This window comes from Nodosilinea nodulosa PCC 7104, from assembly GCF_000309385.1.
Taxonomy (GTDB): domain Bacteria; phylum Cyanobacteriota; class Cyanobacteriia; order Phormidesmidales; family Phormidesmidaceae; genus Nodosilinea; species Nodosilinea nodulosa.
The window spans coordinates 4,329,362-4,355,302 of record NZ_JH976537.1 but is presented as its reverse complement, the minus strand read 5'-3'; the positions used below and the strand labels follow the sequence as shown (position 1 = coordinate 4,355,302).

Annotated in this window: 27 protein-coding genes; 6 read left to right on the top strand and 21 right to left on the bottom strand. The window is 57.7% G+C overall.

Features of this window, described 5'->3' with window-relative positions; genetic code table 11:
- Positions 1-205: 205 nt before the first annotated feature.
- From LEPTO7104_RS0120220 to LEPTO7104_RS0120205, 4 genes are all read right to left on the bottom strand, one after another.
- Positions 206-814, bottom strand: a complete 609-nt coding sequence (locus LEPTO7104_RS0120220; RefSeq protein WP_017300410.1) for an SH3 domain-containing protein — start codon at positions 812-814, stop codon at positions 206-208.
- A 147-nt stretch (positions 815-961) separates the two neighbouring features.
- A complete protein-coding gene (locus tag LEPTO7104_RS0120215) occupies positions 962-1,357 on the bottom strand; it encodes a type II toxin-antitoxin system death-on-curing family toxin (RefSeq protein WP_017300409.1) in 396 nt (131 codons plus the stop codon).
- Entirely contained in the window at positions 1,344-1,544 is a 201-nt protein-coding gene (locus LEPTO7104_RS0120210; protein WP_017300408.1) for a hypothetical protein, read from the bottom strand. The genes LEPTO7104_RS0120215 and LEPTO7104_RS0120210 overlap by 14 nt, the downstream gene beginning before the upstream one ends.
- Before the next feature lie 79 nt (positions 1,545-1,623).
- Positions 1,624-2,832 carry a 4-hydroxy-3-methylbut-2-enyl diphosphate reductase gene (locus LEPTO7104_RS0120205; protein ID WP_017300407.1) on the bottom strand — a complete coding sequence of 403 codons (1,209 nt, stop codon included), beginning with the start codon at positions 2,830-2,832 and terminating at the stop codon, positions 1,624-1,626.
- Between the two features lie 116 nt (positions 2,833-2,948).
- On the opposite strand from LEPTO7104_RS0120205, the gene LEPTO7104_RS0120200 reads away from it, so the two are divergent.
- The gene (locus tag LEPTO7104_RS0120200; RefSeq protein ID WP_017300406.1) at positions 2,949-5,228 is read left to right on the top strand and encodes an NACHT domain-containing protein; all 2,280 of its coding nucleotides are present in this window, start codon (positions 2,949-2,951) and stop codon (positions 5,226-5,228) included.
- Positions 5,229-5,286: 58 nt separating this feature from the next.
- On the opposite strand, the gene LEPTO7104_RS0120195 is transcribed toward LEPTO7104_RS0120200, so the two are convergent.
- Positions 5,287-5,703, bottom strand: coding sequence for a type II toxin-antitoxin system VapC family toxin (locus tag LEPTO7104_RS0120195; RefSeq protein WP_026072889.1), 417 nt, complete (start codon positions 5,701-5,703; stop codon positions 5,287-5,289).
- Complete coding sequence (locus LEPTO7104_RS0120190) at positions 5,696-5,950, bottom strand: YlcI/YnfO family protein (protein ID WP_017300404.1); 255 nt, start codon at positions 5,948-5,950, stop codon at positions 5,696-5,698. Before LEPTO7104_RS0120190 ends, LEPTO7104_RS0120195 begins: the two co-directional genes overlap by 8 nt.
- A 135-nt stretch (positions 5,951-6,085) precedes the next feature.
- Between LEPTO7104_RS0120190 and LEPTO7104_RS34680 the strand changes: the two genes are divergently transcribed.
- Complete coding sequence (locus LEPTO7104_RS34680) at positions 6,086-6,517, top strand: hypothetical protein (RefSeq protein WP_155523712.1); 432 nt, start codon at positions 6,086-6,088, stop codon at positions 6,515-6,517.
- Positions 6,518-6,595: 78 nt separating this feature from the next.
- Here LEPTO7104_RS34680 and LEPTO7104_RS0120180 read toward each other — a convergent pair whose 3' ends face one another.
- The 6 genes from LEPTO7104_RS0120180 to LEPTO7104_RS37195 all read right to left on the bottom strand — a co-directional run bounded on the left by LEPTO7104_RS0120180 (position 6,596) and on the right by LEPTO7104_RS37195 (position 10,944).
- The gene (locus tag LEPTO7104_RS0120180) at positions 6,596-7,612 is read right to left on the bottom strand and encodes a zinc-binding alcohol dehydrogenase family protein (RefSeq protein ID WP_017300402.1); all 1,017 of its coding nucleotides are present in this window, start codon (positions 7,610-7,612) and stop codon (positions 6,596-6,598) included.
- A gap of 118 nt (positions 7,613-7,730) precedes the next feature.
- Positions 7,731-8,444, bottom strand: a complete 714-nt coding sequence (locus LEPTO7104_RS0120175; protein WP_017300401.1) for a molybdopterin-dependent oxidoreductase — start codon at positions 8,442-8,444, stop codon at positions 7,731-7,733.
- An 18-nt stretch (positions 8,445-8,462) separates the two neighbouring features.
- Positions 8,463-9,062: a cytochrome b/b6 domain-containing protein gene (locus tag LEPTO7104_RS0120170; protein ID WP_017300400.1), complete on the bottom strand. Its 600-nt coding sequence runs from the start codon at positions 9,060-9,062 to the stop codon at positions 8,463-8,465.
- Between the two features lie 123 nt (positions 9,063-9,185).
- Complete coding sequence (locus LEPTO7104_RS0120165; protein WP_017300399.1) at positions 9,186-9,875, bottom strand: cytochrome c biogenesis CcdA family protein; 690 nt, start codon at positions 9,873-9,875, stop codon at positions 9,186-9,188.
- A 5-nt stretch (positions 9,876-9,880) separates the two neighbouring features.
- The gene (locus tag LEPTO7104_RS0120160; RefSeq protein WP_017300398.1) at positions 9,881-10,486 is read right to left on the bottom strand and encodes a thioredoxin family protein; all 606 of its coding nucleotides are present in this window, start codon (positions 10,484-10,486) and stop codon (positions 9,881-9,883) included.
- A gap of 89 nt (positions 10,487-10,575) precedes the next feature.
- On the bottom strand, positions 10,576-10,944 hold the full coding sequence (locus LEPTO7104_RS37195; protein WP_017300397.1) for a hypothetical protein: 369 nt from the start codon (positions 10,942-10,944) through the stop codon (positions 10,576-10,578).
- Positions 10,945-11,451: 507 nt separating this feature from the next.
- Here LEPTO7104_RS37195 and LEPTO7104_RS0120150 point away from each other — a divergent pair.
- Positions 11,452-12,714 carry an S-layer homology domain-containing protein gene (locus LEPTO7104_RS0120150; protein ID WP_017300396.1) on the top strand — a complete coding sequence of 421 codons (1,263 nt, stop codon included), beginning with the start codon at positions 11,452-11,454 and terminating at the stop codon, positions 12,712-12,714.
- A gap of 194 nt (positions 12,715-12,908) precedes the next feature.
- Here the strand turns inward: LEPTO7104_RS0120150 and LEPTO7104_RS0120145 are convergent, their stop codons facing one another.
- The 3 genes from LEPTO7104_RS0120145 to LEPTO7104_RS0120135 form a co-directional block, all read right to left on the bottom strand.
- Positions 12,909-13,898, bottom strand: coding sequence for an IS110 family RNA-guided transposase (locus LEPTO7104_RS0120145; RefSeq protein WP_040695782.1), 990 nt, complete (start codon positions 13,896-13,898; stop codon positions 12,909-12,911).
- A 476-nt stretch (positions 13,899-14,374) separates the two neighbouring features.
- Complete coding sequence (locus LEPTO7104_RS0120140; RefSeq protein ID WP_017300395.1) at positions 14,375-15,181, bottom strand: ABC transporter permease; 807 nt, start codon at positions 15,179-15,181, stop codon at positions 14,375-14,377.
- Positions 15,181-15,837, bottom strand: a complete 657-nt coding sequence (locus tag LEPTO7104_RS0120135; RefSeq protein ID WP_017300394.1) for an ABC transporter ATP-binding protein — start codon at positions 15,835-15,837, stop codon at positions 15,181-15,183. The genes LEPTO7104_RS0120140 and LEPTO7104_RS0120135 overlap by 1 nt, the downstream gene beginning before the upstream one ends.
- 93 nt (positions 15,838-15,930) lie before the next feature.
- Here LEPTO7104_RS0120135 and yddG point away from each other — a divergent pair, with 93 nt between their 5' ends.
- Entirely contained in the window at positions 15,931-16,839 is a 909-nt protein-coding gene (gene yddG, locus LEPTO7104_RS0120130; protein ID WP_040695563.1) for an aromatic amino acid exporter YddG, read from the top strand.
- Positions 16,840-16,847: 8 nt separating this feature from the next.
- Here the strand turns inward: yddG and LEPTO7104_RS0120125 are convergent, their stop codons facing one another.
- From LEPTO7104_RS0120125 to LEPTO7104_RS0120105, 5 genes are all read right to left on the bottom strand, one after another.
- Positions 16,848-17,390: a glycine-rich domain-containing protein gene (locus tag LEPTO7104_RS0120125; RefSeq protein ID WP_017300392.1), complete on the bottom strand. Its 543-nt coding sequence runs from the start codon at positions 17,388-17,390 to the stop codon at positions 16,848-16,850.
- 17 nt (positions 17,391-17,407) lie between these two features.
- Positions 17,408-18,829, bottom strand: a complete 1,422-nt coding sequence (locus tag LEPTO7104_RS34670; protein ID WP_017300391.1) for a serine/threonine protein kinase — start codon at positions 18,827-18,829, stop codon at positions 17,408-17,410.
- A 160-nt stretch (positions 18,830-18,989) separates the two neighbouring features.
- A complete protein-coding gene (gene lnt, locus LEPTO7104_RS34665) occupies positions 18,990-20,609 on the bottom strand; it encodes an apolipoprotein N-acyltransferase (RefSeq protein WP_017300390.1) in 1,620 nt (539 codons plus the stop codon).
- A 402-nt stretch (positions 20,610-21,011) separates the two neighbouring features.
- The gene (locus LEPTO7104_RS0120110; RefSeq protein WP_017300389.1) at positions 21,012-21,728 is read right to left on the bottom strand and encodes a biliverdin-producing heme oxygenase; all 717 of its coding nucleotides are present in this window, start codon (positions 21,726-21,728) and stop codon (positions 21,012-21,014) included.
- A gap of 242 nt (positions 21,729-21,970) precedes the next feature.
- Positions 21,971-22,825 carry a universal stress protein gene (locus LEPTO7104_RS0120105; protein WP_017300388.1) on the bottom strand — a complete coding sequence of 285 codons (855 nt, stop codon included), beginning with the start codon at positions 22,823-22,825 and terminating at the stop codon, positions 21,971-21,973.
- A 246-nt stretch (positions 22,826-23,071) separates the two neighbouring features.
- Here LEPTO7104_RS0120105 and LEPTO7104_RS0120100 point away from each other — a divergent pair, with 246 nt between their 5' ends.
- Positions 23,072-23,491, top strand: coding sequence for an acyl-CoA thioesterase (locus LEPTO7104_RS0120100; protein ID WP_017300387.1), 420 nt, complete (start codon positions 23,072-23,074; stop codon positions 23,489-23,491).
- Between the two features lie 174 nt (positions 23,492-23,665).
- Positions 23,666-24,151 carry a pentapeptide repeat-containing protein gene (locus LEPTO7104_RS0120095; RefSeq protein WP_017300386.1) on the top strand — a complete coding sequence of 162 codons (486 nt, stop codon included), beginning with the start codon at positions 23,666-23,668 and terminating at the stop codon, positions 24,149-24,151.
- Between the two features lie 71 nt (positions 24,152-24,222).
- Here the strand turns inward: LEPTO7104_RS0120095 and LEPTO7104_RS0120090 are convergent, their stop codons facing one another.
- Complete coding sequence (locus LEPTO7104_RS0120090) at positions 24,223-25,839, bottom strand: B12-binding domain-containing radical SAM protein (RefSeq protein WP_017300385.1); 1,617 nt, start codon at positions 25,837-25,839, stop codon at positions 24,223-24,225.
- Between the last annotated feature and the right edge of the window lie 102 nt (positions 25,840-25,941).

Genomic DNA, 25,941 nt, shown 5'->3' with positions numbered 1-25,941 from the left:
TGCCCTGCGAAGTTGTATAGCCATAGTCACGTCGGTTAGGACATCCAGAAACCCTATAAACGCTCAAACGTTTGAACGTTCATAGGAGACCTGTCTTAACCAGACTGGCCACAGCTATAAAGGTGACCCCGCCGAACCCCAAACGTCAGCGGCGCGAAGAAACTCCGCGCCGCACCTGAGTCATTTTAATGAAGAAACCATCCGATTAGGGGCAAGTGGTCGGAGTAACGTTGCTGCCCAACCCGTTGGTGCCCGTGCGGGCAATCCAGCCGGTGGTGCCGCTGTAGATGCGCACCTGCATCCAGCGGCGACCGTCGCTAGAGGTCTGCTGGGTGGGCGGGTTGGTGCTGGCCACTACCAGGTCGTTGCGGTTGTAGCCCGCCACAACGCCATACCCCGTGGAGGGGCCAGACCTGACCACCAGCTCTTGGTCGGCCCTAAAGCAGGCCCCGGTCGGTGTCGGCGGGGTGCTGCTGCAGGGGCCAAGTTTGCTGGCGTCGAGCCAGCCCACAGGCTGCACCGAAGACAAACTGCCGCTGCCTAAAAACACCTGCGCCCGACCTACGGCCACGGCCCCGGTTAGGGTCACCCGCGTACCCGCCGCCAGGGTGCCGATGCGGTTAGAAACTGGCCCCAGGGAGCTGTTGTCGAAGACCGATACACTTTCGTTGAGCTGCCGACAGCCCCGAATCAGGTTTGTATTTTCGGTCAGTGCTCGGGTGTCTTGGGCCAGGGCCGAGGTCACAGATACAGAGCCCGCCGAGAGAAGGAAGGCTGTTCCAAAGGCAACCTTGCGCAGCAGTTTCGATGTCATAGGTGCTCCTGACTCCTTATGTATAGGGTTTCTAAGGCGGAATTGAGGCGTTAACCTCCGCCATAGTACCACCCTCAAAATCAGCCCTGGCTGCGGCTTTTATGAAGCTTATCGAAGCGGTGTCGGCATGCTACGGCGTCAGTCAGGTCAGGGGACAATTTCTAGGGCATCAGCCAGGATTTCCGCCAGAACTGACTTATCAACCTCGCCCTGGGCAACCCGCATGACCAAGTCGTAGGCGTCATCGTCACTTAGGGTCAGGCAGTACCCATTGGCTTCTAAAAACGTATCCATCACTGCAAAGGCTGTCCGCTTGTTGCCGTCAATAAAGGGATGATTTCGCGACAGATGGTAAAGATATGCAGCTGCTTGCTCTGCCAGAGTTGGGTGCAGCAGTTCACCCCCAAAGGTAGCCCTGGGTTGAGCCAGGGCAGACTCTAGCAACCCCTCATCTCGCACCCCAGGAGTACCGCCAAAGCTTTCAATTTGGTCGGCATGGAGCAGCAGAACGTCGTCTCGACTGAGAAAGTTAGGAATCGGCAAGGCGACGATAGACCTCTGCACGCTTTTGCTTAGACCGCTGATAAGCCTGCCAGACAGCAGATTCTTCCGATCCAGCCGCCGGTGATTTGTGGGACTGGACATAGGCCAAGATCTCGGTCAGAGCTTCCGCCGACAGGTTATCTAGCTCTTCTAGGATCTGCTCTCTGAGAGTTGCGGTGGGTGTCATGGCTGTAGCCCTAGCCCGTAGGCTTGCGTCGTTCTTCTAAATAACTCAATAATAATGTGTAGTGCAGAGCCAACCTGGCCTAGACCACCGCGATCGCCCCTTTGATCGCAAAGATATGCTCGATGGTTTCTTCCACCGAGCGATCGGGGGTGGATGCGCCGGAGGTGACGCCCACAGTAATCGGGCCATCGGGCAGCCAGCTTTCGGTCACCGCCATATCGCCGTGGAGCTGCTTGTGCTCGATGCGGTTGCCGGGGCCAATGCGGCTGGCGCTGTCGATGTGGTAGGAGGGGATGTTGCGCTCGATCGCGATTTCTTGCAGGTGGGTGGTGTTCGATGAGTTGTAGCCGCCGATCACCACGATTAGATCCAGCTTTTCATTCACCAGGTCAAACATGGCGTCCTGGCGCTCCTGGGTGGCGTCGCAGATGGTGTTAAAGCTGAGAAAGTGGTCGCCCAAGGCCTGGGGACCAAATTTTTTCAGCATGGTGTGCTCAAAGAGTTTGCCGATCTGCTCGGTTTCGCCCTTGAGCATGGTGGTCTGGTTGGCGATGCCGATGTAGTCTAAATCGGTGTCGGGGTCGAACCCAGCCGAGCAAGCGTTGGCAAACTTGGACATAAACTCATCCCTATCGCCACCGCCCAGAATGTAGTCGGACACGTATTGGGCCTGAGCCAAGTTCAGCACCACCAGGTACTTGCCCGCAAAGGAGCTGGTGGCCACGGTTTCTTCGTGGTTGTACTTGCCGTGGATAATCGAGGTGTGGTCTTTGCGCTTGTGCTTCTCGACCGTGTTCCACACCTTAGAGACCCAGGGGCAGGTGGTATCGACGATGGTGCAGCCTTTGTCGTTGAGCAGCTGCATTTCCTGCACGCTGGCCCCAAAGGCGGGCAGGATCACCACATCGCCCGCGCCTACTACGGAAAAGTCTTTGCTGCCATCCACCACGTCGATGAACTCCACCGCCATGTCCTTGAGGCGCTGGTTGACGCTGGGGTTGTGGATGATTTCGTTGGTAATCCAGATGCGCTCGGTGGGGAAGTGCTGGCGGGTTTCGTAGGCCATCGCCACCGCCCGCTCGACCCCCCAGCAAAAGCCGAAGGACTGGGCCAGCTTGATGGTGACATCGCCCCGGGTGACGGTGTAGTTGCGATCGCGGATGTCCTGAATTAGTCCGCTGTTGTACTCGGTCTTCATCTGGCCAGCGACATCGTCTCCGTGGCCAAACCCCTGGCGAAAGTACTTGTCGGAGTGGTTTAGGGAGCGCTTAAAGGCCTTGGTATCCATCGAGTCCTCACCGGATGCGTCACGTTATCTAGGATAACGGGTTGCGTGGGGCGTTTTGCAGCCGAGCCGCTTAGCAAATTTCAATCGTTGCCCCTCAAAAAGCCCAGGCTATAGTAGTGGCAGCCGCCACCGATGCCCCTGCCATGACCGGATTTGAACCCCTGATCGGAGCCGCCGCCGCTGGCCTGGGTGGCCTGATCACCAGCTTGGTGAAAGATAAAGGCACCGAAACTCTCAAAAAGCTGGATTGGGACATTGGCAAAAACCTGGCCCTGAAAAAGGCGATGGTGGACTACGTGCGCCGCTACATCGATCGCCACGGCACCCTCAAAGTCGCCTGCGTGCGGATGGACTACCCCGTGCGGCTCGACGAAATCTACACAGCCGTACAACTGTTAGATCGTCGAGCGGCCAGCCAATATTTTGCGGATGAAGATGCACTGCAGACGCAATATCGCAAAAGCGGCAGACGCGGGTTCAGCGTTACTAGCGCAGACAAGAAGCCTGGTCTGCAAGTCGCAAATGAACAGCAATTCCTCATGGTGCTGGGCGGGCCTGGAGTAGGCAAATCGACCTTCTTACGTAAGGTGGGGCTAGAAGCCCTACGAACCCTGGGCCGCCGGGACTTTGCGGGCAAAGCCCCAAGCAACCTACTGGTGCCACAGAAGATCTTTTACGAGCACCCTAGCATTCCGGTGATGTTGGAACTGCGTCAGTTCGACAAGCCCGATATCAGTATTAAAGCAGCAATTGCAAGAGAATTAGAAATTTGCGACTTTCCACATCCAGAGGATCTGACAGAGCTGTTTCTCAAACATGGCAAGCTGCTGGTGTTGCTGGATGGCCTAGACGAAGTAACAATGGTCACGTTAGATTATGTGCTCAAGGAAATCAGGGGCTTAGTTGATCGGTATAGCGATAACCGTTTTATTGCCTCTTGTCGAGTAGCAGCTTACACCTTTGGCGGCTTTACGCGATTCAAAGATGTGGCAATGGCCACCTTTGAAGATGCTCAGATTGAGCAGTTTATCAAAAACTGGTTCCAGAAGGAAAGAGATGCCGAAGCCAAAACTGCCGAACGCTGCTGGGAATTATTAAAGAGCAAAGACTACCAAGCCGCAAAGGAACTTGCTCAAACCCCGCTGTTGCTCACTTTGCTCTGCGTTGTCTACGACGAATTTCAAGACTTCCCCAAAAAGCGTCATGCGCTTTTTGGGGAAGCGCTAGACGTGCTATTAAGGAAGTGGGCTTCTGAAAAGCGGATTCAGCAAAGCCCAATCTATCAAGAGCTAAGCGCAGAGCTAGAACTAGATATGCTGGCCGAGATTGCCTACACCAGCTTTGTCGATGCCCAACTTTTCTTTGCTAAAGACAGACTGATTCAGCAAATTCGAGAATTTTTAATCGAAAACCTTAATGCTCCCGACCATCTAGATGCCGAAACTGTACTAAGAGAAATTGAAATTCAGCAAGGCATTTTGGTCGAACGAGCACGCAATGCCTATTCTTTTTCGCATTTGACCTTTCAAGAGTATTTGACTGCAAAGTGTATTGTCGATAATTACAAGATTAAACAATTAGTGCGCGATCACGTAACCGAACAGCATTGGCGAGAGGTATTTTTGCTCGTAGCTGGCTTGGCACCAGGCAAGGATGGGGCCGATAGCCTTCTGACAGAGATGTCAACGCAAGCTCAAACCTACATCACCAGCAATAGACTCAAAGCCGTGATTGAATGGGCTACAACTATAACAGCCAAAACCCCAAGTGACGATCAAATTACAGCTAAACGGGTTGCCGCTATTTTTCTCGCCCTCTCTATTGACTTCGATCTCGACCTTTCCCGCGCCCGCGCCCGCGAGCTCGACCTCAACCTCTCCCGCGCCCTTACTCGCGACCTCGCCCTCGACCTCTCCCGCGTCCTCTCCTTCACCCACGACCTCAATCTCACCCGCGACATCTCCCGGGATCTCTCTCGTACCCTCACTCTATCCCGCGCCCTCACCCTCGACCTTTCCCTCTCCCTTTCCAGTGCCCGAGCCCGAGCTCTTGACCTTGCTCTCGCCCTTTCAAAGGAATATCAAAAATTAGAAATTTTTCCATTAAACTTAGTAGATAGCTTGACCATGGATTTAACTAAGTTAAAGAATAGCTTGCCTAGAAATAGCTCAAGTCTTGCAATCCAAATGGAATTTCCAAGAAAAATAATCGGATGCTTTTCAAAAAACTTAAGTTTTGACTTTGAGAATTTCAATATATCCGAGGCAGAAATCCAGCAGCTTACTAACTGTTTCTATGCTTTAGAACTCATGATCCGCTGCAAAGAGGCAGCGGTTCGGGTATCGCCACAGGTGTGGGAAGGCATTGAGTCGCGCATGGTCACAGTACCCGAGTGACAATTTTAGATTTTGGATTGGGGATTTTGGATTTGCGAGAAATAAACCCGGTTTCTGCTTACAAGATGTGAACATAAGCAGGGCAAGGCTTTAGCGTGTTGATTAAAGACTGATCAGCCGTCCAAAACTCAGCCGATTCAACCTCCGCAACGGCTAGAAAAGCGGCATCATAGAGCGTGGCTAACGAGAACTGCTCCGCGAGTTCCCAGGTCTTGGTACGTACTGTCTCACTGTCCAGATAGTTGATTGGCATCTGGCAAAAGTCATCGTAGAACCCAGTAGCTTGGTCAGGGGTGATTAACCCAAGCCTTACCTTCTTTCGCAACACCGAGCCAACCTCAGCCCAGGCAAACGCTGGTGCTACTAAATATTCGCTAGACGCCAGCCATGGCGTAATCAGTTCTCTTGCTTGGGGTTGTAAAGACTCAGGCAACAGGTAAGGAATCCAGAGACTGGTATCAACACACTTAGTCACGCCGCTCTTCGCCCTCTCGCAGCTGACGAATTAAATCTAACGAGCTGGCTTGCATGCCTGCTTGTTTTTCCACCTCGGCGCTGCGGGCGACAATGCGCTGATGGGCGGCTAACGCTTGCCGCCGCTGCACTTCGCGGGTAACTGCCTCAACCACCAATTCGTTAAACGATTCGCGGTTTTCCTGAAACCGTTTGACCTGCTCAAGAAGATCTGTTGGCAACCGTACCGTTACCGCCTGTCGTTCCATAGCCCGCTTCCTTGGTATCACATTATGATGTCACTCAGTGTAACCATTAATTCCTACGAGATGTGTAGAGAGGGTTCCAAGGCACTCTGGTAGCGATTACAACAAAAGATCCGTTTTCCTGTGAGGATCGTTGCTGTGAAGAAGCGTTTGGCGTCTGGTTTTTTGATTGGGGGATGTTTGGCTGGCCTGGCGGCCTGGATGATAAGCCTGCCCGCTGTGGCAGCCCCTTGCACCGTGAACTGCAAGTCGGGGCAGATACAGTTTACGCCGGGCGATCGCATCACCATTCAGGTTGTCAACATCGGCAGCCGCCCCCTCAGCCTAGAGCAGCCGCCCCTGCTCGGCCCCCGCGTGCTCTACACCGGCAACACCATCGAAACCCAGGTAGGCTGGACGGCCCAGCCCAACCCCTCCGTCTTTTTTTGGTCGCAGGAACGGCTACCCGTGCGCGCCCAGCTGAGCCGCCCCGGCCCCAATACGCTGCGGGTGGAGGTGTTTGATGCCCCGGCTGAACCGAGCGATCGCAGCATTACCATCGAAGCCGATGGCCGCGTCACGGTGAAATAGAGCAGGCGTTGAGAAGACCACGGGAGACAGATGAAGTAGTGTGCCCTGCCTCATCCACCCGCTCACCCATCCACCCGCCTACCCCCACCCCGCCAGCACCAGCTTGCCAATCGTCCGCCCCGACTCCACCTGGGCATGGGCCTGACGCAGGTTGGCGGCGTTGATGGGCGAGAGCGTCTGCTGCAGAGTCGTGCGCAGCTTACCCGCGTCGATCAGGGCGGCCACTTCGTCGAGCAGATTGCCCTGGTCGGCCATGTCGGCGGTCTGGTACATCGAGCGGGTGAACATAAACTCCCAGGCAAAGGTGGCGCTCTTGTTCTTCAGCAGATTTAGATCGAGCGGGTCTGTATTGCCAACAATGCCGACAATTTTGCCCTGGGGGCGAATCAGCTCAGCCATCACGCCCCAGTAGTCGTCGGTGTTGTTGAAATTGGCGATGAAATCGACTTCGCGGTGGCCAAGTTTGGCCATTTCTTCGATCAGGGCGTCGCTGTAGTCCACGGCATGATCGGCACCCAGTTCTCGCACCCAGGCCTGCGACTGGGGCCGCGACGCAGTGGCGATCGCCACTAAACCCGCCAGCTTGGCCAGCTGAATCGCGATCGACCCCACGCCTCCGGCCCCGCCGATGATGAAAATCGAATCGCCGCGATTACCCCCGGCCCGGTTGATGTCAAGGCGAGTAAAGAGCGCTTCCCAGGCGGTGAGGGTGGTCAGGGGCAGGGCCGCCGCCTCGGCAAAGGAGAGGGTGGTAGGCATGTGGCCCACAATCCGCTCATCCACCAGCTGAAACTCAGCATTGGAGCCGGGGCGGGTGACATCGCCCGCGTAGTAGACCTGGTCGCCTGGCTGAAAGCGCGTTACGGCATCGCCCACGCTCTCCACAACGCCCGCTGCATCGTAGCCCAGCACCTTGGGATCGTCTTCGACCTTGGCTTTGGGGGCGCGCACCTTAGTATCGACGGGGTTCACCGAGACGGCTTCGACCCGCACGAGAATGTCGCGGCCCGTGGGGTTGGGCTTGGGCAGTCGAGTGTCGAAGAGGGATTCAAGGTCGCTAATGGGCAGGTAGTGGGTGAGGGCAACAGCTTTCATAACCAATGGCAGATCAACACCACCAGTGTGCCTTGCCAAGAGGCAGACCGGGGGGCACAAACCACAAAACTAGATCTGCATCCCCCCATCTCCCCATCCCCTCATCCCCTCATCACTCCTACAGCCCAGCAAACCACTCATAACCCCGGTCTTCCCAGTAACCCAGACGGGGAGTGAGTTCATTCATAAAGGTAATTTGAGTCACCCACTTGCTCTGCTTGTAGCCCAGCTTAATGGGGGAGGCCAGCCGCAGGGGAGCACCGTTTTGGGGCGAGAGGGGCTGGCCATTTTTTTGGTAGACCATCAGGGTTTGGGGATGCAGCGACGAGGCCAGATCCCAGCTTTCGTAGTAGCCATCGGCGGAGGTAAAAAAGACGTAGCGGGCCTCGGGTTTGGGCTGCACTAGCTTGGCCAGGGCTTGCAGCGGCACGCCGCCCCACTGCACAATCGCCGCCCAGCCCTCCACACACACATGGCGAATTACCATGTCCTTTTGGGGCAGGGACTGCAGATCAGCGAGGGAAAAGTCCATCGGCTGGTTCACTTCGCCATCGACCACCAGGCGAAACTGGGCGGGGTCAAGGTCGGGCGTGCCGTTAAAGGAGTTAATCAGCAATTTGTCGGGTTCGATCGCGCTAGCCGAAAATTCAGGCACCGCATTTTGGGAGAGCAGCAGTTTTTCGATCGCCTGGTTGAGCGGTTCAGTCAGATTGCCCACCTGGCGCACGCCCAGGCTGGTGCCACAGCCATTCAGCAGCAGGCCAGCCCCCGACAGGCCAGCCCCCAGCAGCAGTCGCCGTCGGGAGATCGATTGAGGCAGAAAGAGGCCCATAGGAAAACTCGGCAGCAGCTAAAAGAACATCGACTTGACCAGGCGCAGGTTGCCCACCTTGAGCGCCATGATGGAGTGAATCAGGGTGAAGGCCAGCACAATAGGCACGGTCAAAAAGTGGACGGTGCGCAGGGTCTGCCAGTTGCCAAACATCGCCGCCAGCCAGTGCAGCTGGGCCGGTTTGTACATGGCCAGCCCGCTCGCGATCGCCAGCAGCAGCACCGGCACAATCAGGGTATACACTAGCCGATGCTTAGCAAAGGTCTTGCGCTTTTCGTTTTGGCTGGCGCGCAGGGCTTTGAGGTCACCGCTACTAGCAAATCGATGCTGCCAGCGCTGGGTGACAAAGACAAAAATACCGTAGGCCAGCAGGTTGAGCGAATACACCCACATGATCGCAAAGTGCCAGGCGCGGCCCCCGGCCAGCCAGCCGCCCAGCAGGAAAACTTCGGGAAAATCCCAGCCTGCCCGCCCGCCAAACACGGGGTTGGCGTTGTAGATTTGCAGGCCGCTGGCCATCATCAACAGCAGGGCGATGATGTTGACCCAGTGAAAGGTTTTGGCCATGGTGGCCTGGCTGGGGAGCTTGGCTTTTCGTTTTGCCGCAGTTGCCGTCATGGGGTTACTTGGAATAAACCACTGGAGGAAGCAGGATGGGTAGGGTTTGAGGGTTGAATGGCCGGGTGGGTTGGGGCTTGAGGTTCAAAGTTCAAAATTCAAAGTTCAAAATTCAAAACTTTTTTAGAGGGGCAGGCGGGGGAAGAGCGGGGCCAGCCAGAGCTGAACTTTGATATCCCACCCCAATAGGATAGCGATCGCGGTGCCGATGATCAGCCCGCCGCCGAGCCGCTGTAGTTTGGCGCTGTGGCGGCGCAGCCCCAGCAGGCGCTGGCTGACGGAACGGCCACCGTAGGCGATCGCCAGCAAAGGCAGGGCCGCCCCCAGTCCGTAGGCGACCAGTAGCCCGAAGGCACCGGCCACCTGGCGATCGACCGCCGCCAGCACCAAAATGCTGCCTAGCACCGGCCCGGCGCAGGGGGTCCAGAGCAGGCCCAGCTGGGTGCCGAGCCAAAATTCTCCCGGTAGCCCCAGGCGTGTCGGTTCTTTCAGGGCTTTGCCGATCGGTAGGTAGCCTAGGACTCGGTAGCTGAGCTGGGGGAACAGAGCGGCGAGGCCGAGGCCGAGGAGAATGGCGATCGCGCCGTAGCGCAGCCCGTTGGCCAGGCCCGTAAACCAGTGAGCAGTAACGCCCAGCAGACTGCCCGCCACCGCAAAGCCGCCCACCAGACCCGCCACCAGCGCCACCGGACCGTAGCGGTGCGATTGCAGCGATCGCCCCACCACGATCGGCAGCACCGGCAAAATGCAGGGCGACAGCACGGTCAGCACGCCGCCCAGCCACGCCAGCCCCAACGATGCACCTGCCGCCATAGCTTCTACCCCAGCAGCGCGCGAATGGTTTGCTCAGTGGTGTCGTAGGCCCCTTCGCCAATGTGGTCGTAGCGCATGATGCCATTGCGATCGGCCAAAAACAGGTGGGGCCAGTACCGATTGTCGTAGGCTCGCCAGGTTTGGAAGTCGTTATCTACGGGTACCGGATAGGTGATGCCGTGCTGCTGTAGCGCCTGCCGGATATTGTTGACCTCGCGCTCGTAGGCAAACTCGGGGGTGTGCACGCCAATAATTTTTAGCCCCTGGTCGGCGTAGCGCTGGTGCCAGCCCACCAGAGAGGGCAGGGTACGCTGGCAGTTGATGCAGCTGAAGGTCCAAAACTGGAGCAGGACCACATTGCCCCTGAGGCTGGCGATCGTCAGCGGCTCGGAGTTGAGCCACTGGCTAATGCCACGCAGCTCGGGCATGGGCTGGCCACCGGGGGCCGGGGCCGCCGCCGTGGCGCTGTTGGCGGGGGCTGCGTCAGCATCACTGCTGCGGGGCGGGGGAGACTGGCGAGCACCCAAGCCGTAGGCGATCGCGGCGGTAGCTCCGGCCAGCCCCAGCCCGGCATAGAGGAGCTGGCGCCGCTGCAATAGGGGTTTATCCATGGGGCGATTGTCCAAATGCTGCGTTAGTTGCGATCGCTGGCGCCGGGCCGAGGGGCCGAGGCCAGCGACAAACCATCCTTTACCTGGAGCTACTTGGAGCCGGTTTCTTCCATCGCTCCGCCATCATCTTTCATAGCGTCGCCTTCCATGGCGCTGCCGTCTTTTTTCATGGCATCGCCTTCCATGGCGCTACCGTCTTTCTTCATGGCATCGCCTTCCATGGCGCTACCGTCTTTCTTCATGGCGTCGCCTTCCATGGCGCTGCCGTCTTCCTTCATGGCGTCGCCTTCCATGGCGCTGCCGTCTTCCTTCATGGCGTCGCCCTGCGCCGCACCGCTGGGCTGCTCCATAGCGTCACCGGCAGGGGCCGTCTCGGTTTTGGGAGTACTCCCACCACAGGCCACCAGGGTGGAGGTTAAAGCTAAGCTGGCCACCAAAACTAAAAATTTCAATTTCATCGCCGTTATTTACCCTCAATACTGATTTCGATGGATACTGGCCCCCCGAGCCCGGCTGCCACACCCTGCGTAGGGCTGCGCCCCAGCAGGGCTACGGTGGACCCGGTGAGTTAGCTCAGGATGTTAGGGAGAGCATGTCAGGCCAAGCTGAAATTTTCCTGAGATAGAGCCTCATTTAGACTGAGCAATGCTGAATTCAGCCTTTTGAAGGATAGGAACACTGGCACCAAGCTGGCAGTCTGTAATCAAAAGAACAGACAAATCGATCGACTCGTCGGTGCATTTACGATTTATCTAGCCCGGCGCCCTAGCTTTTTCTCAGGGGTTTAGCCCCTGGACCTGGGGTTGGTTCTGCCAAAATCTGGGCAGACTTGGCTTTTTTCCGCGTTTCTGCCTCCAGTTGCTCTCTGCCTCGGTCTAGAGCAGATTTGCTGCGACGAGTGGCGGCAGTCTAGCCATCCCATTGAAATTACGCTGTCAAATTGCACTGTCAAGGACCCATTCACAATGAGCACCGTATTGAACCTCTCTACCAAAACCGCAGCCCTGGCAACCCTGGGAGCGGCGGCGGTCACCACCCTGGCGCTGCCGGCTATGGCCCAAACCGCTGAGTTTAGCGATGTCGGCGCCAGCTACTGGGCCCGCCCTTTCATCGAGAATCTGGCCTCTGAACAGATTATTGCCGGGTTCCCCGATGGCACTTTTCGGCCCGATCAGCCGGTGACTCGCGCCCAGTTTGCCGCCATTGTGCGCAATGCTTTTAACCAGCCCCGCGATCGCACCGCTCCCCGATTCAGCGATGTCTCCAGCAGCTACTGGGCCAACGCCGCGATCGCCGATGCCTACAGCCAGGGCTTTCTCTCCGGCTATCCCAACGGAGCCTTTCAGCCCGAAACCCAGATTCCTCGGGTGCAGGCCTTGGTCGCTCTGGCCAACGGCCTCGACTACAACCCCAGCGGCTCGATTAACCAGGTGCTGAGCGTCTACCGCGATGCGGGCCAGATTCCCGCCTACGGCGAAGGCCCCGTTGCCGCCGCCACCGAAAATCGCCTGGTGGTCAACTACCCCAACGTCGATACGCTGCAACCTCAGCGCACCGCCACCCGCGCCGATGTGGCCGCCTTTATCTACCAGGCACTGGTAGCCCAGGGCCGCATGCCCGCCCTGCAAGCTGGGCTGAGCGCCAGCAACTACATTGTGGGCTATGCCCCTGGCTCCAACTCTGGATCTAACTCTGGCAACACCGCTAGCTCGCCCCGCCTGGTGCCCAACGGCACCCAGCTCGACGTACGCTACCCCAACGCCGATGTGGATATCGTGGTAGCCCCCGGCCAAACCGTGGCCACCAGCCTGGAGATTGCCCAGCCCATTCGCAACAGCCAAAATCAAGTGCTGATTCCGGCGGGCAGCACCGTGCAGGGCCGGATTGTGCCAGTCGAGATTCGCGGGTCTTCGGTGACAGCGGCTAAATACGTAGCCGACAACCTCACCGTCAACGGGCGCACCTATAACATCAATGCCGAGTCGAGCGCGATCGCGGCCACCAACAGCGTCGGCAATGGCACCCTGCAAGGGGCGCTGATTACCGGCGCGGCCCAGTCGATTTTGGCCTCCATTACCGGCAACAACAGCCTGGGCAATGTGGTTGGCTCGATTATTAATGGCGACAACCAGGTCACCTCTGACAGTGCGGTGGTGGTGATTCGCCCCAGCGATCTTGACCTCACCATGCGCTCTGACTTCACGGTGGATGCGATCGCCAGCAACTGAGGCCACTGCAAAAACCGGGTTCTGCCAATTTAGAAACCCGGCTGCCTGAGAGGGCGCTTGAAACGTGATCTGCTGTAGCTTTGAGCCACCTGCTGATCCCCCCTGCCCCCTTCAAAAGGGGGGTAGAAGTCCCCCCTTTTATAGACGCTTGCGGCTTCCCGCAGGGTAGGGGGATTTAGCGATTATCTTGATTGTCAACCACTTGTGGCTGGCGTGGCAGTCTGAGCGGGTTCTGTATCCTTAGGGTCTCGCCACGATTGACCTTGGGTGACCAGCGCATTGAGGATGCCTAACAGCTTATGGGCACAGGCAATCAAGGCGACCTTTTTGGGTTTCCCTGCGCTTAACAGACGTTGATAGAACGCGATGATGACGGGGTTGTGTTGAATGGCCACCAAGGCTGACATATACAACGTGGAGCGTACCAGGGCGCGACCGCCCACGATGTGGCGTTTGCCCCGAAGCTTGCCACTGTCAAAATTGAACGGGGCGACACCCACTAGGCTAGCCAACCGTTTCGTCGAGAGTTGGCCCAGCTCCGGCAGTAGCGCCAATAGGGTGGTGGCCACGACTCGCCCGACTCCAGGTACACTGGTCAACCACTCGTAGCGCTGCTGGCGGGTCTCATCGGCCTGACGGAGTTGGTCGATCTCCGCATCAAGGGCTTTGACCCGCTGCTTGAGCCAGTCAATGTGAGTATCAATATCGGCCTGGGCCGTGCGGTTGCGCGCACTGTGGCGACGACGCTGCTCACTGTTGAGCATCTCAATCACTTGAGAACGCCGATGGACCAAGTCAGAGAGCGCTTCCTGATGCTCTGAGGCCAACGGTTTCGGTAACGGCTGCAGCGCCTCGCCAAAATGCGCCAACATCGACGCATCAATGCGATCGGTCTTGGCCAATCGCCCAGACGCTTTGCTAAAGTCCCGCGCCCGCTTCGGATTGATCACCGCCACCGCGATTTCATGGCGCTGCAAGACCTGAACCACGCCCCGTTCCATCCCACCTGTGGATTCCACCACCACCAGCGCGACGGTGACAGCCTGTAGTTCATTCAACAGCCTCTGCCATCCCGACTCGTCATTAGCCACTTGCCAGTAGCGTCCCGAGGGTCGCAGCGCTACGTCCAGCTTGGCCTGACTCACATCAATACCCACCCATTGCCGTTCTTCACTCGTCCCCATCACGCACCTCCTGAGGAATAGAATGACCATTCATCACTCGACCTTGTTCGATGCGGGTTCATGACCCTGGCGATTTTTCGAGCTGTTGACAAATGGCAGAACGGCGACCTGGACTAAATCTCGGTTTCTAGAACCGGGGGGAGATCGGTCTACCGTCCTGCTGCTTAAAATACAAGGGGGATCTCCACTTTTGCTACAAAAGATAGGACTTTTCAAACATCTTCTGATACCAAATCCGAATCCCCATAATCCCGATTCCCAAAAGGTAGAACCGTAGGGTGCATTCGCGGCTACACCCTCGCCTGGCAGCGCCCTGATGGCTTTGATTAGCCGCAATGCACCACTAGGGAATCGGGGGTAGCTGATCAGGATTTGGTATGAATGCCAGACCCAGGCTATGGACGCCTGTCCATTAAAAACCGGGTTTCCACTTCCATAGAAACCCGGTTTTTGGTGTAATTAAATAATCCTCTGGGTCATCGGTGGCCCGCTTTCTCTAAATAGTCGAGCCGCAGCTGGTGCTCTGGGCTGAGCAGGCGGCGGTAGGCCAGCAGCACCACGGCAAAAATCCCCAGGGCGGCTCCGGCGGCAATCATAAACATGATCACAATCTGGTAGCGCACAGCGTCGATGGGGTTGGCCCCAGCCAGTATTTGCCCGGTCATCATGCCCGGCAGGCTGACCAGCCCCATCACCGTCATCGAGTTGATGGTGGGGATCATGCCGACGCGAATGGCGCTGCGCACCTGGTCGTGGGCCGCTTCCCACCGGGTGGCTCCCAGGACCAGCAGAGTTTCGATCTGGTCTCGCTGGGTGATCAGTCCTTCCATAAAGCGGTCTAGCCCCAGGGAAATGCCGTTGAGGGTGTTGCCCAGCACCATGCCCAGCATCGGAATCAGGTACTGGGGGTCGTACCAGGGCTGCACCCGAATGATGCCGACCATGGCAAAGCCCGTCACCAGGGCCGAGGCGGACAGCACAGACAGCAGGCTGTGCCAGTAGATGCCCCCAAAGCGCCGCTGGGTGCGGTTGACGGCAGACACTCCGGCGATCGCGGCCATGACCAGCGCGATCGCCACCACCACCAGGGCGTTGTCCTGGGTAAACAGCCACTCCAGCACAAAGCCAATCAGCAACAGCTGCACCACCATGCGCAGGGCGGCAACCAGCAGCGACCGGCCCAGCCCCAGCCGCAGCGCCGCCGATAGCCCCACGTTCACCAAAATCAGCAGGGCAGAGAGGGCCAGCTGCCCGTAGCCAATGGCAATGTAGTTGTTTTCCACTAGACAAAGTCCCCCAGGTTGAGCTGTCGGTGGGTCACCCGGCGAATTTGCTCGGTGTCATGGCTGGTCAGCATACAGGCCCGCTCTGGCTGCCGCAGCCAGTCATGCAGCAGAGCTTCAACCTTGGCCGTTGTGGCAGCATCGAGGGAGGCGGTGGGTTCGTCGAGCAAGAGCACCTGGGGGTCGAGCTGGAGGGCGCGCAGCAGCGCCAGAATTTGCGCCTCCCCACCCGAAAGGCGAGAACCGGTAAGATTGAGGAATTCTGGACCTCGCCCCAGCTGCTTGAGCCAGGTGCAAACGGTGTCTGGCTGAAACTGGCGCTGGCGGTGGATAGCCAAATCAAACACCTGCTTGAGATTGTCTTGCACCGTGCCATCGAGGGCGATCGCCCGCTGGGGTACGTACATCACCCGGCTGCGGTAGGCGGGTAGCTCCCACTCTGCCGGGGTTTTGCCTTCAAACCTGACTTCCCCCTGCTGAATTGGGTCGAGAACGACTAGATTGCGCATCAGTAGGGTTTTGCCTGCGCCCGAAGGAGCCACTAGCCCCATACAGTCGCCTGCCCTTAGCTCAAAACTCACCCCCCGCCACAGCCAGCGATCGCCCAGCTGGCGGCCCAGGTTTTTAACCGACAGTAGGGGGAGGCTTAGCTCCATCGTGACCTGTCAACTCTCTGCATTGAGGAGGTTTTACGTTTTAGTCAGCGGCATCTCTACAATACACAGCCAGGGGTTCAGCAAAAGATCGCCATGGAATCAGGAGAATCAGGACGAAACCAACGACAGCCGACGGTGATTGGTTTCTCAGCGGTGCTTATGTGGGCCACCCTGGCCCTGCTGACGGATCTCAGCGGCACCGTACCGCCGTTTCAGCTCACCGCAATGTCCTTTACGATCGCCTTCGGCATTGGCCTTGCGGCCTGGCGACAGGCCGGGGGCAGCGTGCTGAATCACCTGCGGCTGCCCTGGCGGGTTTGGGTACTCGGCATTGCTGGTCTGTTTGGCTACCACTTTTTCTACTTCATGGCCCTGCGCCACGCCCCGGCGGTGGAGGCGAGTTTAATCGCCTACCTGTGGCCGCTGCTGATCGTGTTTTTTTCGGCCCTGCTGCCGGGGGAGCGGCTGCGGTGGTTTCACGGGGCGGGGGCGATCGCGGGGTTCCTCGGCGCGGCCCTGCTCGTGACCAAGGGCCAGGGCTTTAGCTTTCAGGCCCAGTACACCACCGGCTACCTGGCGGCGCTGGTCTGTGCCCTCACCTGGTCGGGCTACTCGCTGCTGTCGCGGCGGTTTGGGGCAATTCCGACCAATGCAGTGGGAGGGTTTTGTGGGGCGACAGCGATTCTGGCCTGGGTCTGCCATGCTCTATTTGAAACAACGGTCGTTCCTACAGGATGGGAATGGCTGGCCATTCTGGGGCTGGGCCTGGGGCCAGTCGGGCTGGCCTTTTTTACCTGGGATTACGGAGTCAAGCACGGCAACATTCGGGTGCTGGGGGCGCTGTCCTACGCGGCCCCGCTGCTGTCGACCGTGCTGCTGATTATCTTTGGGCGAGCAGAGGCAACGGCGACAGTGGGGTTGGCCTGCGCGCTAATTGTGGGCGGGGCAGTCTTGGCCACGCTCGATTTCTTTCGATCGGGCGTGACGAAAAAATCGACCTGAATTGCAGGCTATTGCTCAGTCTTCCAGAGCGTAAGTCGACCTTTGAAATGCCGCTTCAAACGTAAAATTAGCCGGGGTCGCCGAACAATCCAGTACCGCTGACGATCGATCCACTGAAATAGCGCTTCTTCACTTTTAAACTTCGGCTGATTCCAGATGTCTTCGGGCGGTGTGCCAAAATAGCTGCGGTAAAAATCCAGGGTTTGACAATATTGCGCATAGTATTTCAATCCCTCATCGACACCCCCCAAGCCGGGAAAGTGGTGCAGTGTTTTATTCAGGACTTTGCCGCAGAATTCATCCCAGTAAGAACGGGTATAGAGCAGGTGCAAATGCCAGACCCGATCCACAGCGGTGGAAGGAGATAGATCTTGATCAGCGATCGCCGCCAAAAACATAAATTTTTTATACTCTTGAATTGCCCGGTAGGTGTACATAGCCGTCCACTGATACTCCCACGCCAGCTTGGCTGAAAACGGAAAATCTGCTGCCGGATCGTCTAGCTTAAACCGGCAGATTTTTGCGTACAGAATTTGCTGCTCTGGAGTCATGGGAAAATCCTCAACAGCTAACAGCCGCAGCCGCAGGTTTGCTCAGGCGGAACCTTGGGCGTGGGGTAGACAATTTGCAGTTCGAGATCGAGAAAGTCGCTGAGTTCTTGCCCCAGCCACCACAGCTCGGCCTGGGAAAGGAGGGAATGCCCAATTGAATATTCAACACTACCCGCAAAAACAGAGAGCTTGGGGTAAATCGTCACCTTGCCGCCCTGAATGGTGTTGCCCTTTTCGTTAATGTAGCGATCGAACGTGTAGCCAGGACTGTAGATTAAAAGGCTGATATCTTCTGCGGCGGAAAATTTAATATTCTGCTTGGTGGCCTTGGTTTGAATGAATTTACTAATCTTACCGCCGCGCTCAATGGTGATGACTGATTTACAGGATGGCAGTTGATTGGCGTAGATGATAAAGATCAGGCTGGCCAGCGCCATCGTCAGCACGCCGCCGATGGCTCCTGTGAGCGAGAAACCCAGTATGGTGACAGCTGCGAGGCCCAAACATCCCAGGCAAGAGCCTACAATCGGCTGTTGCAGGGTCTTAATTTCGAGCCGATCGCGATCGCGAAAAACTTCAACCTGGCTATTTTTTGGTCTCAGATCGATATGACTGCCATAGCTGCCGTCCTCAGACTTGAGAGCCGCCAGCGCTATCTGGGCCGATTCAAATCGTTTATCTAGCTGAAAGTGGGTCATTTTCTCCAGCCACCGAGCAAACCGCTTGTCGATGGCGCTGCTGTCAAACTGAACTTTGCCGTTAACCTGGCTTAAATCAGCTGGATGCCTGCCCGCAATTAAATACACCAGGGTCATTCCTAGGCTGTACAAATCAGAAGCCGGAACGGTTTGGCCCGTAAACTGCTCCAGGGGAATATAGCCATAGCTGCCAACAATAGTGATGGTGTCATTCTTTTTGTCGGCGACGGTTTGAACTGAGCCAAAATCCACCAGGTAAAGATCGCCCACGCGATGCCCAGATCGATTTGACAATAGGATATTGCTGGGTTTAATGTCGCGGTGAATAACCGGCGGGACCTGCCCGTGAAGATAGACCAGAATCGCTAGCAGCTGGTCGGCGATTTCCACCAGTTCTGCCTCTGAAAAACGGCGACCGCTCTGAACGGCCGCATCGAGCGGCACGGCATCAATATAGCTCTGCACCAGGGCAAATCCCTGGCCTGTCTCAGCATCGATATCAAAGCTGTCAAGATAGCTAGGAATGGCCGGATGATTAAGCGCTTTCAGCGTTTTGGCCTCGCGCTCAAAAAGCTTGAGATCCTCCCAGCTAAAGTCCGGACCAAACAGCAGCAGCTTGATCACAACAGATGATTGGGTTTCTAAATCGGTAGCTAGAAAGGTCCTGCGCCCAATTTTCTTTCCCAGTAACACCTGAATTTGGTAGCGCCCGTGCAGGGTTTGGCCAATCAAGGATTCCATAGGCTTGCCGAAAAATGTTTACAGCAATGGACAAGAATACCTAGCTCTGAGCCAGCCGAACTTATGTTCCAAGCCAGACCACCCACCCAACGAGGCCTGCCTGACTAATATTCTGGCACTTCATTTCGAGGGCGATGGGCCTGCTATTTTACGATTTGATCTAGCTCCGGCGGCGATCGCCCCCCCAACCCAATACCAGCGTTAGCCCCAGCAGTAAGGGCGTCAGCCAGTCGCCCCAGCGCACGTAAGGCGTGAGGGTCTGGCGGCGTTCCAGCTCAGCCCGGTGAATGAGATAGGTGTGGGGTTCCCCCAGCCAGAGGGTGCGCCCGTGGTTGTCGACCACCCCAGAGAGGCCCGTGTTGGTGACCCGCAGCGCCCAGCGATCGCTCTCCACCGCCCGCAGCACGTCAAACCCGTGGTGCTGCATCATCATCCACACCGGGTAGGGGTCGTTGTTAGACGCGGTGACAATGAACTCGCCCCCCGCCCGCGCCTGACGGCGAAACAGGCGGCTGTAGGCCGATTCATAGCAAATACCCACAATCCCCTGGCCCACACTGGTGACAAATCGCTGATCGGGTCGCCCCGGCACCAGGTAGCTGTCCAGCGGTGAAAGGCGGCCAATCAGCTTGCCCAACACCGCCTCAAAGGGAATGTACTCCCCCAGGGGCACCAGCTGCACTTTGTTGTAGCGCCCGTGGTACTGGCCGTCGGCCCGCAGTTCCAAAATGCTCTGGGTATACTCGGTGCGGCCCTCCCCCGGCACCGGGGCAAAGGTGCCCAACCACAGCGGCACCCCCGCCTGACCCACGGTTTTTAGAATGGCCGCCACCTGGGGCGCGCTCACGTCCCACAGCTGGGGCAATGCCCCTTCCGGGGTCACCACCGCCTCTACCCCCTGGGCCACCAGGGCCTGATAACCCTCGGTATACCCCTGAAGCGCCTGGCGAACGCCCTGGGGCGTGAGCTTTTCATGGGTGGGCACATTGCCCTGAATCAGTCCCAGAGTCAGGGATTGGCTGTCGGGAACAGGACTGACGCGATGGTAGAGACTTGCGCCCAGCAGGTGGCTGGCAATGACGATGGAGATAGCCGCCAGGGCCAGGGATCGAGGGGATGATGGGGAATGGGCTGAGCTCGTCGGCGCTTGGCTCGAAAATTTGAAGATTCTAGCGCCCAGCAGAGCATAGGCCAGCAGACCGTTGGTCGCAACCAGAATGGCGGTGATGGCCGATGGACCTGACAGGCGAGTGAGGTGCAGAATCCAGAGATTGTTGGGGCTTTGGGTCAGGCTGAGGGGCGACCAGTCGAGGGGGCTGTGGTTGCGCAGGGCTTCGAGGGTGCACCAGAGGGCGGCCCCGGCCAGCGCAATCCACCCCCTGCGCCCCGGCCAGCGGCGGGCCAGCCACGCCATAGCCCCACCCCAAATGGCGATGCAGACCGAACCCCAGAGGACGATAAAGAGCCAGGCTGAGAGGGCGATCGCAATGCTGCTCAGCCACGGCACCCCCATCCACATCAACGGGTGCAGGTGAGTAATCCAGGCCAGGGAAATGCCGTAGTACACCAGCCCCCACAGCAGCCCATAGACCGCCGCCAGCGCGATCGGCGCCGCCAAAATCACCCACCACAGCGGCACCAGCCCCACCCAGGCCAACGGCCACAGACTCCACGGCGGCAGCGCCAAAGCCATCACCACGCCGCTAAAAGCGACCAAACCAGCCTGCCGCCAGCCCCAGCCGTAGACCAGCCTTCGTAAAAACATTGCTACCGCCTTCATGCCCAACCTCAGCTCTCCCTTTCAGCCTGACACATAGGGTTGCTGAAAAATAGCCGCTCAAGTGGTGGGCAGTGCCCACCCTACACGGCCACACGCCTATGAATGGTTCATCACAGAGAAGGGCAGGTCAATTTGCAGGACGGAGGTTTAAACCAATGGCAGATCAATCCTTTCCGTTGGGTCCAGGGCGGCGGCACGGCCCTGGTCGAAGGGGGTCTGGGGCCAGCGAAATGGCCCCAGCGGTAGATCTGGCTTTGAGACCCATTGCTCGCTGCCTAAGTTAGCGGTGCATTGCTGCGCTAATGCACCCTACAGCCCAAAAAAATGAGGAAGCGACCTGCGATCGCTTCCTCAATACGGTTATCGAAAATGAAAGACCAGGGGCTTCAGCTCCAGCCAAATCTACTCAGCGGTCGCCAGCTCGGTGCTGCCCCGACGCCGACGGCTGGTCAGCGTGTTGAACAGCATCTGACCGATCGCCTTAATCAGATTCCCCTCCAGCTCCTGGAACATCTCCATGTTCAGGCCAAAGGCATCGTTGGCCTCTTCCACAATCCTGGCCACCATGGCCTCATCCACCGGAGCCGCATCCATAGACTCGCGGTACTTCGCCTTAAACGCCTTCTCATCGGCGATTTCAGGAAACTCGTAGAAGGCTGTACCTTCGCCCTCGGAGAGGTTCATCGCCCGCTGGGCAATGCCCTTGAGGATTTGACCCCCGGACAGATCGCCAATGTAGCGAGTGTAGGAATGGCTGACCAGCAGCTCGGGCTGGGTGCTGGCCACCTCGCGAATGCGATCGACATAGCGCCGTCCGCCAGGGGTTAGCGCAATCTCATTGGCCCAGTTGGGGCCGTAGTAGTAGGCCAGGTCAGACTCCAGCGACGCCTTGCGGTGCAGCTCAGGAAAGTAAACCTTGGAGACAACCGGATGATCTTTGTGTCGCTCTAGCTCCTCTTCCATGGCCGCGTAGGCGTAGTAAAAGTTAGCCACCAGCTTGCGGTAAGAGTTCTTCTCGACCACGCCCCGCAAAAAGCAGCGCACAAAGCCCATGTTCTCGGCCATGGTGTGGGCTTTTTTGGTGCCTTCGCGCAGCTCGGTGGATAGGTTACTGCTCATGCTGACTGTCTCGCTCTAGGGTGAATTAAAAGGTGTGATTTAGGTGTGGTTTCAACGAAGTTTCGGTTGGCCGATGCCCGCCCAGGCAGGCCCACTCCAAACATGAGACTGCCTTAACTTGCCATTACAAAGGCCACATTTGTTTAACTTAGACCGATTTGATCATCGTTTCCATTACGAATTTTTACAGGCCGTTACTGAAACCCTGCTTTTCTAAGGAAACAATTTAACCGCCATCAGGCTTAGCCCGCCATCCGAGTCAGCAGAACCGGGCAGGGAGCGTACACCCGCACAAAGTCGGTCAGCGACTCGCCCAGGATCTTATCTAAGTCGGGCAGCCCCTTGGCAATGGTGGGACGGCGATCGGGCGAGCCTAAAATAATCAGATCCATGTTGCGCTCTTCGGCCAGTTGGCAAATGCGGCGGCCGGGCTTGCCCTCGGGAGCCGACAGCTTATAGCTAATGCCATACCGCTTCACCTCTGCCAAAGCATCCATCAAAATGGGGTCCTGGCTGGGATCGGTGCTCGCCACGTCAAAGGGCTTGGTCTTCAGGCTAGACACCGTATGCACTAGGGTCAGTTCCCCACCCTTGACATCGCGCAGTAGCGAAATGGCAATGTTCAACCCTTCCCGCGCCGAGTCTGACTTATCCATCGCCACCATCACCCGCTTGATCGGGCGAATGCTGTAGAGGTCGTCTTTGACCAGCAGCATAGGCCGCGACGACAGCTGAAATACGTACTGGCTAACCGAATTTTCGAGAATAGCCTTCAGCCCCTGCAAGCCCCGCGAGCCCATGATGATCAGGTCGGCATCGACTTCATCAGCGACCTGAATCACCACGTCTTTGGGGTCGCCCTCCCGCAGCACGGCGTTTACCCGGCTGGGGTCGAGGTTGAGGTTAGTAATCGCCGTCGCCAGCGTGCGCCCACCCGCTTCCCAACGCTCTGCCATGGTTTCTGCAGACACCTGGGAGGGCACCACGTGGAGTACCGTCACCGAGGCCCGCTGCACCAGAGGAATCTCCATCAGCGCTTTCATCGCAGCTTCGGTATTGCCGGTGCCAGAGTCAGCCAAAAGAATTTTTTCTATCATGATGTCCTCGTAGGGTTGCGCTTGACGGCAAGGGGCTAAGTGGCAACGCCAGGACCAAAACATGGGGTTTAAGGATCCTAAGCGATGCCTTATCTCACCCGTCTAAGACCATCGGAACAACGGGATATAAAACTGAGATAAGGTGTTCTCAATCATCATAGGCACTGGTTTTGAGCCTATTTTGGGCGATTCATAATTTGTAGTAGAGTCGGTCTGGCTGGCTGGCTAAGCGGTGAAATAACCTCAATGACATCTTTTCGCTGGTATGAGCATCGAGTGGTGGTGCAGCCCCATCACACCGATTACGCCGGGATTGTTTGGCACGGCACTTACATCGCCTGGATGGAAGAAGCTCGGGTCAACTATCTCAGCGACTGCGGGCTGACGTTTGCCGACTGGATTAAGGCCGGAGTAGATTTGCCGGTGGTCGATTTAGGGCTCAAGTATCGGCGATCGCTCGCCCTGGGCGACACCGCGCTGGTCAAAGCCCGATTGGGACCAGCCAAAGGGGTGCGATTTGTGTGGCACTACGATATTCAAAACGCCGCTACCCAGGAGACCTGCATCGAGGGCACCGTTACTCTGGTTCCAGTCGATGTCAAAACCCGGCGGGTGCTGCGCCGCCTGCCCGAGCATCTGCAAACTGCCCTCAGGGCGATGACCTGACAATTCTAAAGACGATGTTGCCTCAAAATTTGCCTCAAAAATTTGTAGGATGAGCAAAGCGAAGCGTGCCCATCGGTATCTACTCGGTATCTACCTTTGGGGCCATGATGGGCACGGTCTAACGCTCTTTGCCCATCCTACGGTTTGCCGGATATGTTCCGTTCTTGTCCCAAAATGCTCGCTATAGCCTGCGCTCTGGTGATCGCGATCGCCGGATGGCTTGGCGCCACCCCCGCCGCCTACGCCCAAGAAAACACCGTCGACTACACCCTCACAGATCTCAGCTTCCGCGACTTTTCGGGCAAGCAGCTCTCGGGCACCTCCTTTGCGGCAGCCGAAATGCGGGAGGCCAACTTTGAGAAAGCCGACCTCAGTCGCACTATTCTCACGAAGGCGTCTTTCTTACGAGCAAATCTATCCTCGGCAGACCTGTCGGGCACCTTTGCCGATCGCGTTATTTTCGACGGAGCCGACCTCTCCAACGCTAATTTCACCGATGCCTTGCTCACCAGCAGCAGCTTCAACGAGGCTATCCTCACCGGGGCCGACTTTTCGGGAGCCATCATCGATCGCTTTCAGACCGCCCAAATGTGCAAGTACGCCGACGGGGTGAATGCAATTACCGGGGTGGCGACGCGGGATAGTTTGGGGTGCCGGTAGGTGAGGAGATGAGGTAAAGGCAAACGATGATGCCGCCGTCGCCAAACCTATTACCTGCTCTATCCCTTAGCTCAACCTAACTGAGCAATTACGGCTGAATCAAAGTGTTTTTGCAGGGTGGCTTTGGGCAGCGGCCCCAGCAGGTGATCCCAGGGCAGTGGCTGATCCAATGTCCAGTCGTCGTGGACATAGTACTCTAGCGGCGGAACCTGGCCCTGAAAGTCTTTAAAGGCGCGGCGGTAGCTGCCCAGGGAATCACCGTACTGGCGCACCCGTTCTAGCACGGGAGCCAGACGGCGATCGCCCCGGGAGATCAGCGCCTGAATCACCGACCAGTTATAGCTCTCGGGCCGAAAGTCAATGCCCTTGGGGCGCAGGTGCTTTTGCAGGTATTTGAGCCGTTTTTCGGCTGCTTTATCGACGCCGCACCACTGAAAGGGGGTGTGGGCCTTGGGCACAAAGGTGCTGCATCCCAGGGTGAGGTGCAGGCCGGGGGCCGCTTTTTTCAGCCGCAGCATCAGGGCAGCGGTCTGCTCCAGATCATCCATAGTTTCGCCCGGCAGCCCCGCCATGCCGTAGAGCTTCATGGCGCTGAGTCCGCCCGCTTCAGCATTCAGGGCCGCCCGCTCAATGTCGTCGGTTTCCAGCTTTTTGTTGACGATGCGGCGCATCCGTTCAGAGCCGCTTTCGATCGCAATGGTGATCGAGCGAGTGTCGTGGCGGGTGAGGGTTTCGGCCAGCTGAGGGGTAACGGTGTTGGTGCGCACCGAGGCCAGGCTGAGCCGCACATCGTCGAACTGAGGCTTATTTAAATAGTCGAGCAGGGTCTCAAATTCGGGGTGCTGAGTCACCGAAGCCCCCAGCAGCCCCAGCCGATTGGTCACCGCTAGCCCCTGCTCAATGGCGGGGATGAGAGATGATTCCAGGCTGGCGGTGCGGAAGGGCAGCGTCAGGTAGCTGGCCAGGCAGAAGCGGCACATCTCCGGGCAGCTGCGCACCACCTCCACCATAAAGATGTTTTCCCAGGCGGCGTGGGGGGTGACCACCGTAGACGCGGAGAGCACGTTACCCCGGTAGGTCTGCTTTTGCACCGTGGCGGGGATTTCGGCATCTACGGGGGCGATCGCCCCCACCGGGCCGCCGGGGCCATCGTAGGTGACCGCATAGAGCGAAGGAACGTAGATTCCCGGCACCGCCGCCAGGTGGCGCAGGGTTTCGGCCCGGCTGGCGGTTTTTAGCTCCACCAGGGCATCAAAAAAGTCGTTTAATAAGGTCTCCCCATCCCCCAGTAGCACCACATCAAAGAAGTCGGCAAAGGGTTCGGGGTTGGCGGTCAGCACCGGGCCACCGCCAAAGACCAGGGGATGGTCATCGGTGCGATCGCGCGCCATTAAGGGAATATCCAGCTGCTCCAGCAGAGCGAGCAGATTGCCGTAGTCTAGCTCCCAGGAGATGGAGAAACCCAGCACAGCAGGGGCCGCAGGCAGCGGCTCGTGGCCATCGGTAAATAGCCGACTGACGCTGAGGTCGGCCCGGCCGGCCAGGGTGGCCCACACCACCTGGTAGCCCAGACTGGTAATGCCTACGCTGTAGCTGTTGGGGAAGGCGAACACCACCGTCAGCGCGTCATCTCCGGCGATGGCGGGTTCAAACAGCAGAGTTTCGTCGCGAAGCGGGAGGGGAGCCACAGGCAGCGCCAAACGGATGAAGCCTCTCCAGTGTAATCAGTGGAAGCAACCTTAACCCAGGCCGCTGGCTTTGCCACAAAAAACCTGCGGTCTGAGGAACTA